The following is a 14690-nucleotide window of genomic DNA, read 5'->3' on the forward strand; positions in this document are numbered from 1 at the left end:
TTACATTCAGCGGAACTATAACGTGCGGCGCTATGGCATGAGAAGCCAACCCGCCGCCACTCCCAGAGTTGGCCAGGCCACAAACAGGGCGCAAATAGTCTTGGAGTCAACATGCGCAATTTGGACGAAATGACCATCACCCAAGCGGTGTTGGCAAAAAACAGCGGTATTGGCGATGCTCGTTTATGCGAAATCATGACCAGCCTGGTACAAAACCTCCACGCCTTCGCCCGCGAGATCAAACTGACCGAAACGGAATGGCAACGCGGCATCGACTTTCTTGCTCAGGCAGGTGCAGCCAATACGGCTGACCGCCAACAATTTGCGTTGATATCACATGTATTGGGGCTTTCCACTCTGGTGCTTGCGCAAAATGACAGAAAGCCCGTGGGCTGCACCGAGACGGCGGCGTTCCATGTTACGCCAGAGCAGGCGCCTGTCTTACTGGATGCCGGAGCGGATTTTGGCGCTGACTCGAACACTGCCAAGGGCTACCTGCAAGGTGCCGTACTGGATGTTCAAGGGCACGCCATCCCTCATGCAGTACTAGAAGTTCATCGGGCCTGCCCCCACGACAACGGCGCCATTGATCGAGCCCTTTTGCCCGTCGATGAAGGTGGGCGCTATCACTTGTGCACCGCCCTGCCCGACAACCAGCACATCCCCCATGACAGTCCGGCAGGCCAGTTACTGGCAGCGTTAAACCGCCCGCACTGGCGCCCTGCGCACTTCAAGTTCACGGTCGGCGCTACAGGCTATCAACGGTTGACCACCCACGTGTTTCGCGCAGGCGACCCTTATCTGGACGCGGATCCGTTATTTGGCGTGCGTTCTTCACTTATTACCGAATGGCAATGGCACTCCGGTGGGATGACCCCTGCCGGCACCGTCAGCAATGACCCGTTTTATACCTTGGCCTTCGATTTCGTTCTGGCGAAAGAATGAGCCGTTCCCCTGCACGGTTATTAACCGTTTGAGGTCTGCATGAACAACGATTTAGCCATTACCGCGTTGATCCGTTCATTGGAAAGCCAGCGTTATTTGGCGATGCAGCGAGGCGATCTTGAAACCTTTTATCGTTTAGCCCACCCCGAGCTGATTTATGTCCACTCCAACGGCGTCAAGGACGATCTCGCCAGCTATCTGAACAAGTGCCGCAACGGGCTTTACCGCTATGACCGCATTGATCATGCCGTGCACCACGTATTCGCCTGTGGCGACACGGCTTTAGCTTTCGGCCACCTGTCTGCCGACATTGTGTCCCATGGCGTTGCCAAAACACTCAATAACCAAACCCTGAGTGTCTGGCAGATGACAGCGGGCCAATGGCTGCTGATTGCCTATCAGCCCACGCCAATCACTCAACCTGCAACCACCCCTTTGACCTCTAGTCCCGGAGACCTGCCTCATGTCAACGCCGCCATTCATCTATAACGGTCAGCCATCACGCGTCATCTTTGGCAAGGGTTCACTGCAACAACTGGAAGCTGAAATCGACCGCTTGGGCGCCAGCCGGGCACTGGTTCTCTGCACCCCGGAACAACGCGTTCAAGCAGAACAGGTGGTGCAACTGCTCGGCAGTCGCGCCGCCGACATTTTTGACAAGGCGGTGATGCATGTTCCTGTGGAAACAGCGCGTGAAGCCCGCGAAGTGGCCCGCAAACTGGGTGCCGACTGTGCCATCGCCATCGGCGGCGGTTCTACCACCGGCCTGGGTAAAGCCATTGCAATGGACTCCGGTCTGCCGATTCTGGCGATCCCGACGACCTATGCCGGCTCTGAGATGACCCCCGTGTTCGGCCTCACCGAAAACGGCCTCAAACGCACCGGTAAAGACCCGCGCGTACTGCCAAGAACCGTGATTTACGACCCTGAGCTGACGGTCAGCCTGCCTGTTGAAATGTCGATCACCAGCGGTATGAATGCCATTGCCCACGCAGCGGAAGGCCTGTATGCCCAGGATGGCAACCCAGTTATGTCATTGATGGCCGAAGAAGGTATCCGAGCCTTGGCTCAAGGCATGAAAAACATCCGCCACCAACCCGCTGATCTCGATGCCCGTAGCGACTGTCTGTATGGCGCCTGGCTGTGCGGCACGGTATTGGGCAATGTGGGCATGGCCTTGCATCACAAGCTTTGCCACACCTTGGGCGGTAGCTTCAACCTGCCCCACGCCCAGACCCACACCATAGTGTTGCCACATGCCATTGCCTACAACCAATCGGCGGCACCCGGCCTGTCACGTATCTGTCGCGCCCTGAACGTCGAAAATTGCAGCCCTGCTGCGGCCTTGTTCGACCTTTCAAGCTCGCTGGGGGCACCTACCCGCCTCAAGGACTTGGGCCTGAGCGAAGCCGATTTGGACCGCGCTACCGATATTGCGTTGTCCAACCCGTACTGGAACCCGCGACCGATAGAAGCAGTGGCCATTCGACAACTGCTCCAGGACGCTTACGAGGGTGTTCGCCCACACTAATTTGCCACTGATGCCATTGCGCACCGCAACCAAAAAGCCCCCCACACTGCTCAGGTGTGGGGGGCTTTTAGTTCAACTCGTCCTTGTTACTTTGAAGCGTGCGGCAATGCGTAAGCGATGATGTAATCGCCGCGATTTTCATTGCTGCCGGTGCGTGTTGCTCCGCCAACCGTGATCACCACATATTGCTTGCCGTCACGACCGATGTAGGTCATCGGAGCACCTTGGCCGCCCATTGGCAGGCGACCGCGCCACAGCTCTTTGCCCGTGTCGTTGTCCAGGGCCCGGATGTAGTAATCCAGCGTACCGTGGAAGAACGTCAGACCACCCTTGGTCACCAATGGGCCGCCCATGGTGGGCATCCCCAGCGGCATCAGCACACCCGGCACGATACCGTGAACCGGTGCATCCTGAATGCTGCCCATAGGCACTTGCCATTTGGTCTTGCCTGTATTCAGGTCAATCGCGGTCATGGTCCCGAACGGTGGTTTGAAGCAAGGCACCCCCAGAGGCGAGACAAACATCGAGCGCTCTACACCCCACGGCGTTCCCAACTGCTCGGAGTATTCGCCTTCGGTGCTGGGTTTCAAACCTGTGCGCACAGCGTCTTCACGCTTGATAAAGCGGCCCCACTGCGCCATACGGATGTCGTTGACAATCAAGGTGCCGGTGGACGCATCAATCGCCCCGCCGCCCCAGTTGAAACCGCCGTAGTAGCCTGGGTAGATCAACGTGCGCTGACCTTCAACCAGCGGCGTAAACTCACCCGCCCAACGCATTTCCTTGAAGTCGATGCGGCACATCAGTTGGTCGAATACGGTCGCTCCCCACATGTCCGACTCTTTGAAGGCCTCTGTACCCACCGACAACTTCGAGTAAGGCTGAGTTGGCGAGATGCGCATCCCTGCAATCCCGTCAGTGGCCACTTGGCGCTGCTCAACATCAACAACCGGCGTGCCGTCGCGACGATCGAGCACAAAGATTTGCCCGCGCTTGGTCATGGCGATGACCACAGGCGTACTGCCACCCGCCTTGTTTGGCAGGTCGTAGAGGATAGGCTGCGCAGACACGTCGTAGTCGAACATGTCGTTGTTGGCCGTGCGGAAGTGCCATTTGTCGACACCGGTTTTTACGTCAATAGCAACGATAGAGTCGTTGTACTCGTCCGATCCAGCATGACGATCACCGTTCCAAAAGTCAGGTGTCTGGTTACCGGTCGGGATGTACGCCAAACCGAGTTTTGCATCGTACGACGCAGTGCCCCAGAAGTTGGGCGAATCCTTGGGATACAGCTCACCTTCGGGCAGCGGTACGCCACGCTTGGGATTCAGCGCTTCCCAGGCCCACAACAGCTCGCCGGTACGCACATCAAAACCGCGCGTCACGCCCGACGGTTCGCCGGTGGTCAGGTTGTCGTTGATCTTGCCGCCCACAATCACTACATCCCCGGCCACCAAAGGGGCCGACGTCAAGTAGTAAGAGCCGTCAGTGTTGGGCCCAATGCCTTTGAGCAGGTCCACAGTACCGTGGTCGCCGAAGCTGTCACAGGCCTTGCCGGTCTCGGCATTAAGTGCAATCAGACGCGCGTCAACGGTGGTGGTGATAATGCGACGACGGCACTCGGCCACAGGTGGTGTAGCGTCACTAACCCCGGCGTTCGGGGAAACGCCTGCGCTTGCGGTGGCCTTGTCAGCGTCGTAATAGCCGACACCACGGCAGCGCTTCCAGCCTTTGTTGGCTGGGGTTTCCTTGACTTGCGGGTCGAACTTCCATTTCTCGGCACCCGTCACCGGGTCAAGTGCAAACACCTTGTTCAGCGGCGTGCACAGGTACACCGTGTCATCGACCTTTAGGGGAGTGCCCTGATATTCGGCCCCGTCGATGGCCAGGTCACCGGTACGGAATGTCCAGGCTACTTGCAGGTCCTTGACGTTGGATTTGTTGATTTGCTCGAACTGGGCAAAGCGCTCGCCATGGGTGTTACGCCCATAGGCCGTCCAGTCGTCGCCATCAGACTCGCCAGCATCGGCAACCACCACCGGCGCGCTGCTGCCTTCTTTCGCAACCACCGTCGGGTGCGGCTGGAACATGCCGTAGGCAAAACCTGCAATGTTTGCAATCAACACAGCACAGAGGGCGGTCAACGGTGCTTTGCCCAGAAAGCGACGATCACCCTCAAGCAGCGGCACCATAAGCGTCAGTACCAGGGCGATAACGATAAAGGTCATCAGCCGGGGCACTAACTGCCAGAAATCGAAGCCCACTTCCCACAACGACCAGACCAGCGTGATCACCAGCAATGCCAGCGCTAGCCAGGTGGCTGCGATCTTGCGGCGAGCCAGTTGCACACCACTGGCAATCATCTAAGCACCCGCCAGCAGGTAGTACCAACTGCCCCCCAACGACGCCAGCTTCCCTCCTCCCAGTAATACGCCCAGCCCAAATACAGCCAATATGACGCCTATGACAACAGGCGCGATCCATTTGAGTCTCATATACGTTCCTACTGTGTTTTTAATGACGTCTGCACCCGTCGGATGCGCTCGCTGGCTTGGCCAACGAGATAACTTGCGCACGTTGCCTGTGCAACGCGAAAAAAACAGGGGGATCAAAGCACTTGATTAAAATGAGAGCGCTCTCATTCGTATGGCAAAAAAAAGCAGCTTGCCAGTGTCCGCACATCAAAGGCGGTCACTTGTCAGCTGCGCAATGGCGCGAATCTTAGGGGTAGCGGCCGTGTGCGTCAATCGGTCGCAGACGGTTTTGACCGCTTTATCTTGCGGCTTTGCAGGGAGATGAGGTGGTGCGGCGAACAATCAGTTCGACGGGCATGATGAGGCGCCGAACCTTCATGACGTTACCTTTGAGCATGGCTTCAAGTGCCGCGACAGCCGCCTGCGCCTGCGCTTGCGTGTCCTGACGCAGGGTCGAAAGCGAGAACACCTCGTTCTTAGCATCAGGAATGTCGTCAAAGCCGATCACCGCAACATCATCAGGCACGGACAAGCCCCTGCCCATCAGCCGGTCGAGTACGCCGACGGCAATACAATCGTTGGCAGCAAAAATAGCCGTGGGGCCATCACCGTCAGCGAACAGGGCATCCACTCCTTGCCGGCCGAAAGTGGCGGTGTGTGTGCCACGCAACACGATCGGTTCCAACCCGGCTTCATGCATGACCCGACAGAAAATGCGGGTGCGCTCACGGGCAGAAGGTTCATTGCCACCACCCAAATGCGCAATCCTGCGATGCCCCAACGAGAAAAGGTGAGCCATGGCCTGCCGCACCCCCGACTCGTCGTCGACCACAATGGACACCACCTGCGGATGACTGACCCGTTTGTTGCCCAGGAACACACAGGGGAGTTTCTCGGCGATTTGACCGATCACCTGCGAGGTGTGCGACGTACCGATCAGAATGACCCCGGCTGCGCGCAACCGCAGCAAGCGGTCCGAGTCCAGCAGCGCGGAACCGGTTTCCAGCGCGCGCAATGACGTCACCGGGTCAAACCCGCGAGCCAGCAGTTGCGCATCCAGAGATTGAGCAAGCTGAATATGGAAGGGGTTGTTCAAGTCGCCGATCACCAACCCTACGATGGATGACGTCGAAGACACCAGGCTGCGCGCGGCCAGATTGGGCTTGTAATTCATCTGCTCCGCAATCTCCTCGATACGCTTGCGAGTCTCGGGACGGACTCCCGGATCACAGCGCAGCGCCCGCGAAACTTGCGCACGCGACATACCTGCGACTTTCGCAACATCATCCAGGGTGGTGAAGGATTTGGTCATTGATAACGCAGCCTTTATCTAGAACCCTCGCAGGAAGGCGCACGAGCATAATATAGGGATGCCTCATCTGGGTAGAGATGACGTATGGGTCTGAATGACGCTTGCGCAAGGCAGATGAACTGGCCATTCATGAATGAGCCAGCGCTACAGCGCCGATTCCAGCAAGCCCACGCCCTCATCCCCTGCCGGCACCTCATGCAGAGAAATCCTTGACGTCTCCGGCAACGCCAATCCCCCCACCAACGCCAGTAGTGCGACCGCTATCAAATAAAACGCCGGTGACAGGTTGCTGCCCGTGGTGGTTATCAGCCATGTCGCCACCAGCTGTGCCGTGCCACCAAACAAGGTGTAGGCCATGTTGTAGGTGATGGCAGACGCGGTATAGCGCGTGCGTGTGGGAAAGGTTTCCGAAAGCAAGGCGGCCGTCACCACGCCACACAACACCGCGCCCGTCGCCAACAGCATCACGCCGATCACTGAGGCGGCAAACCCGCCGGAACTGGCCATCAGAAGCGACGGATAGACCGCCACCATTAACAGCACACACGCCGTGAACACGGTGACTCGACGCCCGACCCGATCCGAATACAGCCCGGCCAGCGGGCAGATCGCAGCGGCAAAAATAAGCGCGATCAATGACACCAACAACGCCGTGGCGCGGCTCAAGCCGCCAGCGACTTGCAGGTACGTCGCAAAGTAGGTGGTAAACATATAGAACGACAGCGCCGTCAGTGACACGAATGCGCCCAGGCAACAGATGGCCGCGCCGTGGTTGCGCAAGGTTTCCTTGAGCGGTGAATGTGCGACCGCGTGCTCCTGAGCCACCGCCTTGAACGCCGGGGTTTCATCCAGCTTGCTGCGCATGTACAGCCCCACCAACCCCAAAGGAGCCGCGATCAGAAACGGCAGCCGCCAACCCCAGTCCGCCATCGTCTGCGCTGACAATGAGGCTTCAAACGCGTAAGCCACCACGGCCGCTGCTGCGAACGCGCTAAAGGTCGACACGGGCAGAAAACTGCCATACCAGGCGCGTTTGTCGTGGGGTGCGTGCTCCATCAGGTAGGCGCAGGCCCCCGCGTATTCACCCCCGGCGGAAAAGCCCTGAGCACAACGGATCAACGTCAACAGAATCGGTGCCAATACCCCGATCGCCGCATACGTGGGCAACACACCGATCAAGGTGGTGGCCCCGGCCATCAACAAAATGGTCATTGCCAGTGTGCGTTTGCGGCCAATCCGGTCGCCCAGCATGCCGAAGAAAATCCCGCCCAGCGGCCTGAATGCAAAGGCCACGGCAAACACCGCGAAGGTTTTGAGCAAGGCTGCACTGGCATCGCCACTGGGGAAAAACTGTTGCGCAATGGTGGTGGCCAAAAAACCGTAAATCGCGAAATCAAACCACTCGACGAAATTGCCGATTGCGGCTGCAACAATCACTTTTCTCAGGGTTTTTGGACTGACTTCAAGGGCGTACGGACGGGTCATCGTGAACCTCGGCATTTGATCGCTAATCCACGGATTATCGGGGCAGCGACTAAAATGCCCTGCTCCAGACCTGTCATCGACTTAGTCAGCACCGACGTAGAGCGATTCAATTGAGTAACATCGTCAGCCCCCGCCTGACACCAAACCACCTCCAAGGAGCTCTTATGGACTCGCACATTGCAGCCGTCCCGTTGGACAAGGCTTACCGACTGATCAACCACGGCCCTACGATTCTGGTCTCGGCCCAACACAATGGCGTACAAAACGTCATGGCCGCGTCGTGGGCCTGTGCGCTGGATTTTTCCCCGCCCAAACTGACGGTGGTGCTCGACAAATCTGTCAAAACCCGCGAACTGATCGAGCAAAGCGCCAGGTTTGTCATTCAGGTGCCCACCGTGGCGCAACTTGAACTGACCAGCCGTGTGGGCAGCCTCAGCCTTTACAGCGACCCGGACAAACTCGCTCATTGCGGGGTCAACCTGTTCGAGATCGAAGGCCAGTCACTGCCCTTCGTGACCGGTTGCTCGGCCTGGCTGGCGTGCACGCTGATCCCCGAACCCCACAACCAGACCACTTACGACCTGTTTATCGGCGAAGTCACCGGTGCGTGGGCCGATACACGCGTGTTCAAGGACGGCCACTGGCAGTTTGAAACAGCCGACCCGGCCTGGCGCAGCCTGCACTACATAGCGGGCGGCCATTATTACGCCATTGGCGAAGCGCTGGACGTGAGCGAGAACACGCACTCCTGACCACGGAAATCCCGTCGCCGCGGTCTCATGAAATAAGAGCCGCGGCCGGCAACTCTCGCCCTAAAATAATTATTCCTACCTGATATTCGCCCTAATCCTCATACCTGAAAGATCCATCCTACATCCAACTCCAATACCGCCTTGCACACTTGCGCGACCTTAAAGAGTTCTGATGCCTACCAGCCTTCAGAACGTGCGCCGTGCAAGGAACCATAGATGTCACGTTCACTGTCCCAGTCTCGCTTCAGCCTGAGCATTGAAGGCTTTGGCGCCGATTTTCAGGTTGTCTCTTTCTCCGGCAATGAAGGCATTAGCACGCCTTATCGCTTCGATGTGGTACTGGTCAGCGAGCGTGCCGACTTAGACATTGAGCGTCTGTTGCATCAACCGGCCTTTCTGGCCTTTTCTGAAGGCGGCACGGGTGTCCACGGGCATATCACTGAAATAGCCCAAGGCGACAGCGGCAAACGCCTGACCCATTACACTCTGGCACTCGTGCCGCAGCTGGACGTCCTGCGCCACCGCACCAATCTGCGTATTTTCCAGCACCAAACCGTCGAGCAGATCATTGGTGTGATCCTCGAAGAACACGGCATTTTCAGTGACCGTTACCGGTTCATCCTTGAGACCCAGTACACGGCGCGCGACTACTGTGTGCAGTATCAGGAAAGTGACCTGCACTTTATCCAGCGCCTGTGCGAAGAAGAAGGCATTCACTACCACTTCCAGCACACCCCCAACAGCCACCACCTGTGGTTTGGCGACGGCCAGAGCCTATTTCAGAAAATCACTCCCGCCACGTCCTTCCACCCGGACAGCGGCCTTGTCGCGGGTACGCCGTCAGTCAACGCATTCCATGTCGGCCTGCAAACCTGCGTCACCCGCAGCACATTGCGCGATTACGACTTTCAAATGGCCAGTCGCCAACTGCTGGCCGACGCTGGCCCCGACCGCACCAAACCCCAACCGGACCTCGAAGACTACCGTTACCCCGGTCACTTCACTCACGAGCAGCGCGGCAAATTGCTCAGCCAGCGCGCCCTCGAACGGCACCGTAGCGAGTATCACCAGGCCAGCGGTAAAAGTGATCATCCGGCGCTGGTTTCCGGTCACTTTCTGGACTTGGCCGAGCACCCCCAAACGAGCTGGAATGACCTCTGGCTGCTGACCCGAATCACCCACGAAGGCAAACAACCGCAAGCCCTTGAAGAGTCCGCCGCACACCCGCCGGTCATACCTGCAGACGGATTCGTTCAGGGCTACCGCAATACCTTTTCTGCCACCCCTTGGGACGTGTTTTACCGCCCGGCCCTTGAGCACCCCAAACCTTGCGTATTGGGTGCCCAGACAGCCCGTGTGTGCGGCCCGACCAATGACGAAGTGCATTGCGACCCTTATGGCCGGGTCAAGGTGCAGTTTCATTGGGATCGCGAAGGCCAGAACGACGATCACAGCAGTTGCTGGGTGCGCGTCGCCTCCCGTTGGGCCGGGGACCGTTATGGCTCGGTCATGGTGCCGCGGGTGGGCATGGAAGTACTGGTGCATTTTTTGGAGGGTAATCCCGACCAACCGGTTCTTTCATCGTGCCTGCCAAACAGCCTCAACCCGACGCCCTGGCCATTGCCCGCGAACAAAACCCGCAGCGTTCTGCGCAGCCGCAGCACACCGGGCGGCGGCGGTTACAACGAGCTGCATATCGAGGACCGCAAAGGCGCCGAAGTGATCTACCTGCACGCCCAGCGCGACCTTGAGCAGCACATCAAAAACGACAGTCAGCTGCAAGTCGATGGCACACGCAAGGAACTCATCCATCGAGACCGTAACAGCGTGCTGATGGCCGAGGACCAGCGCACGGTCAGCGCAGACCGCAAGGTACAACTACTGGCCAATGACCATCGCGAGGTCGCTGTCAGCAGCCATACCCGGGTGGGTCAGGTCATGACCGTAGAGGCCGGACAAGAAGTTCACCTCAAAGCCGGGGCCAGCCTGACCCTGGCCGCAGGTGCCGGCATGAGCCTGATGGCCGGCGGTCAGCACGTGATCATCAACTCGGCGGGCATCTACGCCAGTTCACCGATTCTGCCAGGCGGTGCCCCGGTTCCAGGCACACCGGCCTTGCCCGCCAACACATCAGGCCTTGCCCCGCTGACCGCCGCCCTGCTGACCCCCAACCAAATCGACAACCTGTCGCGCAGCGCGCCTTTTTGCGAAGAGTGCGAGCGCTGCAAAGGAGGTGTCTGTGACATCTAAAGCGATCACCCCCCAGCAGTGGCTGGCCAAAAACCCGTTACGCCCCAGCGAGCACCTGTACGCCGTCATCAGCTCCACCAGCACAGCACAGCCGCTGGCGGCTTGGCGCAAATATGAGCCACAACCCGCCGAGCCCTTGTGGGCCAACACACCTTACGCTGACTGGCTGCCCGTGATGCCTTGGTTACTGAGCCTGACCGGCAAGGAAGATTTTCTGCATTGGGCGGCACGCACCGACGCGCAAGACTGGGGCTGGCTGGCTATTTCCAGCGCCCCGCCCGAACTGATTGCCGAGCACCTTCGCGGTCTGACCCAGGTATTTACAGCCCCGGGCGACGCTGTTTTTTTCCGCTTTTGGGATGGCCGGTATTTCCTCACTGTCCTCCAGCAACTTGGCGTAACCACCCCAGACGTACTGCCCGTGTTTGACCGTTACTGGGTCAACGGCCAGCCCGTGGTCGTGGGTCAGGGGGCAAACCGCCCGGCACAGGCGTTCCCTTGGTGGCAGGTGCCTGAAGACCTTCTGTACGCACTCGTAGAACAGGATTCCAGCAGCGTGACCGACAACCTGATGCAGTTGCTGAAAGAAACCGCTCCATTGCTCTACAACGCCACCGCCGAAAACCTCCTTCGGCAAAAAGTAGAGTCCTATCTGGCCGCCACCGACTCCGTCCTGAACTTCGACCACGCGCGTTTTACTGCCCACCTGCAACAGGAAATAGGCCAATGACTGACAGCATCCAGCCCGACGTACCGACCCTCCTGTTGCAACTCAGAGACTGCCTGGCCGAGTACCGCCTGCAAACTTCAAAGTGGTACGGCGGCCTTCTTGCCGCCGAACAAAAATTCAGTGCGGGCGATAGCGCCATCACCCGCAATATAGAGAGCAAAGGCCCGGCGATTCACTACGCCCAATGCAAGAAAGACGGCACGCTGACCTTGATTCATGCCTTTGAATCCGCGCACTTCGTGCCGATTGGCAACACCCCTGTGCGTCTGACGCCCCTGCGCTCTAAACCCCTGCGACCGGACAACTATGGCTTTGCCACCACCCTCGATACCGACGGCGAAGAACTCCACACCCACATCGACGACAGCGGCATAAAGCTTCTCGAAGGCTGCAAGCCCGATCAGCGCTACCGCGTCACCTTCTACCCCCAGACCACACCGCAACAAATCGACGCTTACTTCGACTCCTATCAAGGCCTGCTCAACGAACTTGGCGACTGGCTCTCGCAGCAATGGAACAACGAATTCCATCCGCTCTGGCGCGCCTATGACAACGCCACTAATGCAGAACAACTGCTGCTGCATGCGCAGAGCGCCCTCAAGGGGTTTGGCGACACGCTGATAGGACTTTGGGACAGCCTGGTTAAACTGTTCGATCTCATCACTCACCCAAAAAAGAATCTCGAAAAACTCGCTGAGTTCCTTAACCCGGAACAACTCGACAGCCTCTTGCAGGCCTCAGGCCAATCGCTGCAAGCCCTGTATTTAATCGCCAGTGACGAACCACTGCTGTGGGCGTATTTCTCCACCTTCCAAGCCTGGCTGCAATTACTGCCGCCACATCTGTGCACTGAAATAGTTACGCGCCTGACCAGCGAGGTGCTAATCGACATCCTGATCGGTGTGGTTCTGACCGGCGGGCTGGGGCTGGCGGTGAAATACACCGCCAAAGCTTTGCCAACGATGACCGTCACCGCCAAAGCCACTCACCTTTTGGACAGCTTTATCGACCTGCTGCTGCGCACCAGCAAAGCCCGCTCAACCCAACATACACAAATAAGCAAACCCATCCTGTTGCACGCCGACGCGCCGCTGAACACCGGCACAAAAGGCAAGGTCGACCTCACCCGCCAACCCGGCGACGGCCCCGATCAGTCGCTGCTCGACACCACCCTGATGGTGCGCGGCAAACCCCAGACCTACACCGAAATCGTGCAAGTCCAACACGTCGACGACGTCCCGGCGCAATCGAAAAACCTCAACGACCAGCCCGCCGAACCGGCTGACAAAACCTGCACCCAAGGCTGTCCGGTCTCGATGGTCACCGGCGAAGAACTGCTGACCCTCACCGATGCCGTGCTTGATGGCGTGCTGCCCTTCGAATGGACGCGCCTGTACCGCACCAGCGCCGTCGAAAACCCAAGCAGCCTGGGTTTTGGCTGGAGCCACAGCCTGAACCATCGCCTGCAAGAAGACGGCAACGAACTGCTGTGGACCGACCACGAAAACCGCCAGACCCGCTTTCCGATCCCCACCGCACAACGCCCGGCCATCACCAACAGCCTGGCCCGGGCCGCGATCTACCTGGGTGAAAAAGACGGCGAACTGGTCCTCGCCCAATCGGGCAAAACCCAGCGCTTCTACCACTTCAAGCACTTCAAACTGACCGCCATCAGCGATGCCTACGGCAACCGCCTGACCATCACCTATCGCGACGGCCGCCTGCACCGCATCGAAAACAAGTTTGAACGCGCCCTGATGCTGCGCTACCACAACGACCGGCTGTGCGCCGTCGACTACCAGTACTACGACCACAGCCGCGAATTCATCGAACGCTCCGACGAGCACTACGCCAGACACCGCGTGCGCCTTGAACGCTGGACCACCCTGCACACTGCCGTCACCTACACCTACAACGACGCGGGTCAACTGATCGGCGCCGCCAACCCCCTGCAAGAAACCGAGCACTACCGCTACGACGCCGACCACGTCATCCAGGAACGGCAACTGGCCGGCGGCGCGACGTTTTACTGGGAGTGGCAACACCGTGGCAAACAGGCGCGCTGCATCCGCCACTGGAACAACTTCGGGCAAATGCACGCCCGCTACGAGTGGGACGACGCCGGCACCGTCACCGTCCATCACCAGGACGGCAGCCGACAAATCTACGAGCACGACAGCAACGCCCGCCTCGTCAGCCAGACCGACCCGGACGGCGCCAACCATCAAAAAACCTACGACGAACAAGGCCGCCTGATCGCTGAAAAAGACCCCCTCGGCGCCGTCACTGAATACCAGTACAACGAAAGCGGGCACCTCACCGCCCTGATCCCGCCCGAGGACGAACCCACCTACTACAGCTACCTCGACGGCCACGTGCGCAAAATCCGGCGCGGCATGGCGCAGTGGTATTACGAGCGCAACGCCCAGGGCGACATCACCCGCCAGACCGACCCTGACGGCCACATCACCCGCTACACCTACAGCCCGCAGGGCAAAATCACCCTCATCCAGCACCCTGACGACAGCTACCACCAACTGACCTGGAACACCCACGGCCAACTGACCGGCGAACGACTGCCCGACGGCACCCAGCGCCATTACGCCTACGACGCCCAAGGCCGCAAAACCACCCAGCAGGAACCCGACGGCACCCAAACGCACTACAAATGGGACGCCGCAGGCCGCCTGAGTCAAATCACCCTGCCCGGCGGTAAAACCCGCGCCTGGAGCTACAACGCCTACGGCAAAGTCACCGCCGAACGCGACGAACGCGGCCACATCACCCGCTACGAATACGCCGACCACCTGCACCTCGTCAGCCGCCGCATCAACCCCGACGGCAGCCAGCTCAACTACCGCTACGACAACGCCCGCCTGCTGCTCACCGGCATCGAAAACGAACACAACGAGCACTACCAGCTCCACTACCACCCCAACGGCCTGCTGCGTCAGGAAATCGGCTTTGACGGCAGCAAAACCGCCTACGCCTACGACCTCAACGGCCACCTGCTGGAAAAAACCGAATACCCCGACACCCTGTCGTCCGACACCCCGCCGCTGAAAACCGCCTACCAGCGCGACAGTGCCGGACGCCTGCTGGTCAAAACCCTGCCCGACGGCAGTGAAATCACTTACACCTACGACAGCCTCGGCCGCCTCACCGCCGTCGACGACGGCCAATGGCCGCTGGCCTACGAATACGACCTGCA

At 59.1% G+C, this 14690-nt stretch carries 11 protein-coding genes; 7 read left to right on the forward strand and 4 right to left on the reverse strand.

Annotated elements, in window-relative coordinates:
* The first annotated feature begins 111 nt into the window (after positions 1 to 111).
* From GHN86_RS06870 to GHN86_RS06880, 3 genes are read left to right on the forward strand one after another with little or no spacing between them, the layout of a single operon-like run.
* A complete protein-coding gene (locus GHN86_RS06870) occupies positions 112 to 945 on the forward strand; it encodes a dioxygenase (protein ID WP_153386288.1) in 834 nt (277 codons plus the stop codon).
* Positions 946 to 984: 39 nt separating this feature from the next.
* Entirely contained in the window at positions 985 to 1434 is a 450-nt protein-coding gene (locus tag GHN86_RS06875) for a nuclear transport factor 2 family protein (protein WP_153378307.1), read from the forward strand.
* The gene (locus tag GHN86_RS06880; protein WP_153378308.1) at positions 1409 to 2476 is read left to right on the forward strand and encodes a maleylacetate reductase; all 1068 of its coding nucleotides are present in this window, start codon (positions 1409 to 1411) and stop codon (positions 2474 to 2476) included. Before GHN86_RS06875 ends, GHN86_RS06880 begins: the two co-directional genes overlap by 26 nt.
* Positions 2477 to 2562: 86 nt before the next feature.
* On the opposite strand, the gene GHN86_RS06885 is transcribed toward GHN86_RS06880, so the two are convergent.
* From GHN86_RS06885 to GHN86_RS06895, 4 genes are all read right to left on the reverse strand, one after another.
* A complete protein-coding gene (locus GHN86_RS06885) occupies positions 2563 to 4839 on the reverse strand; it encodes a membrane-bound PQQ-dependent dehydrogenase, glucose/quinate/shikimate family (protein WP_228384928.1) in 2277 nt (758 codons plus the stop codon).
* Positions 4840 to 4971 (reverse strand): hypothetical protein, encoded by a 132-nt coding sequence (locus tag GHN86_RS23855; protein ID WP_267129103.1) that lies wholly within the window; start codon positions 4969 to 4971, stop codon positions 4840 to 4842.
* Positions 4972 to 5248: 277 nt separating this feature from the next.
* The gene (locus tag GHN86_RS06890) at positions 5249 to 6262 is read right to left on the reverse strand and encodes a LacI family DNA-binding transcriptional regulator (RefSeq protein ID WP_153378309.1); all 1014 of its coding nucleotides are present in this window, start codon (positions 6260 to 6262) and stop codon (positions 5249 to 5251) included.
* Between the two features lie 144 nt (positions 6263 to 6406).
* The gene (locus tag GHN86_RS06895) at positions 6407 to 7747 is read right to left on the reverse strand and encodes an MFS transporter (protein ID WP_194286541.1); all 1341 of its coding nucleotides are present in this window, start codon (positions 7745 to 7747) and stop codon (positions 6407 to 6409) included.
* A 164-nt stretch (positions 7748 to 7911) separates the two neighbouring features.
* On the opposite strand from GHN86_RS06895, the gene GHN86_RS06900 reads away from it, so the two are divergent.
* The 4 genes from GHN86_RS06900 to GHN86_RS06915 form a co-directional block, all read left to right on the forward strand.
* Positions 7912 to 8499: a flavin reductase family protein gene (locus tag GHN86_RS06900; RefSeq protein ID WP_153378311.1), complete on the forward strand. Its 588-nt coding sequence runs from the start codon at positions 7912 to 7914 to the stop codon at positions 8497 to 8499.
* Between the two features lie 216 nt (positions 8500 to 8715).
* A complete protein-coding gene (locus tag GHN86_RS06905) occupies positions 8716 to 10749 on the forward strand; it encodes a type VI secretion system tip protein VgrG (protein WP_153386292.1) in 2034 nt (677 codons plus the stop codon).
* The gene (locus GHN86_RS06910; protein ID WP_323369243.1) at positions 10739 to 11479 is read left to right on the forward strand and encodes a DUF4123 domain-containing protein; all 741 of its coding nucleotides are present in this window, start codon (positions 10739 to 10741) and stop codon (positions 11477 to 11479) included. Before GHN86_RS06905 ends, GHN86_RS06910 begins: the two co-directional genes overlap by 11 nt.
* On the forward strand, positions 11476 to 14690 hold a 3215-nt coding region (locus GHN86_RS06915; protein WP_194286542.1), incomplete at its 3' end, for a DUF6531 domain-containing protein. The genes GHN86_RS06910 and GHN86_RS06915, both read left to right, overlap by 4 nt.

The sequence above is a fragment of the Pseudomonas helleri genome, from assembly GCF_009600315.1.
Lineage (GTDB): Bacteria > Pseudomonadota > Gammaproteobacteria > Pseudomonadales > Pseudomonadaceae > Aquipseudomonas > Aquipseudomonas helleri_A.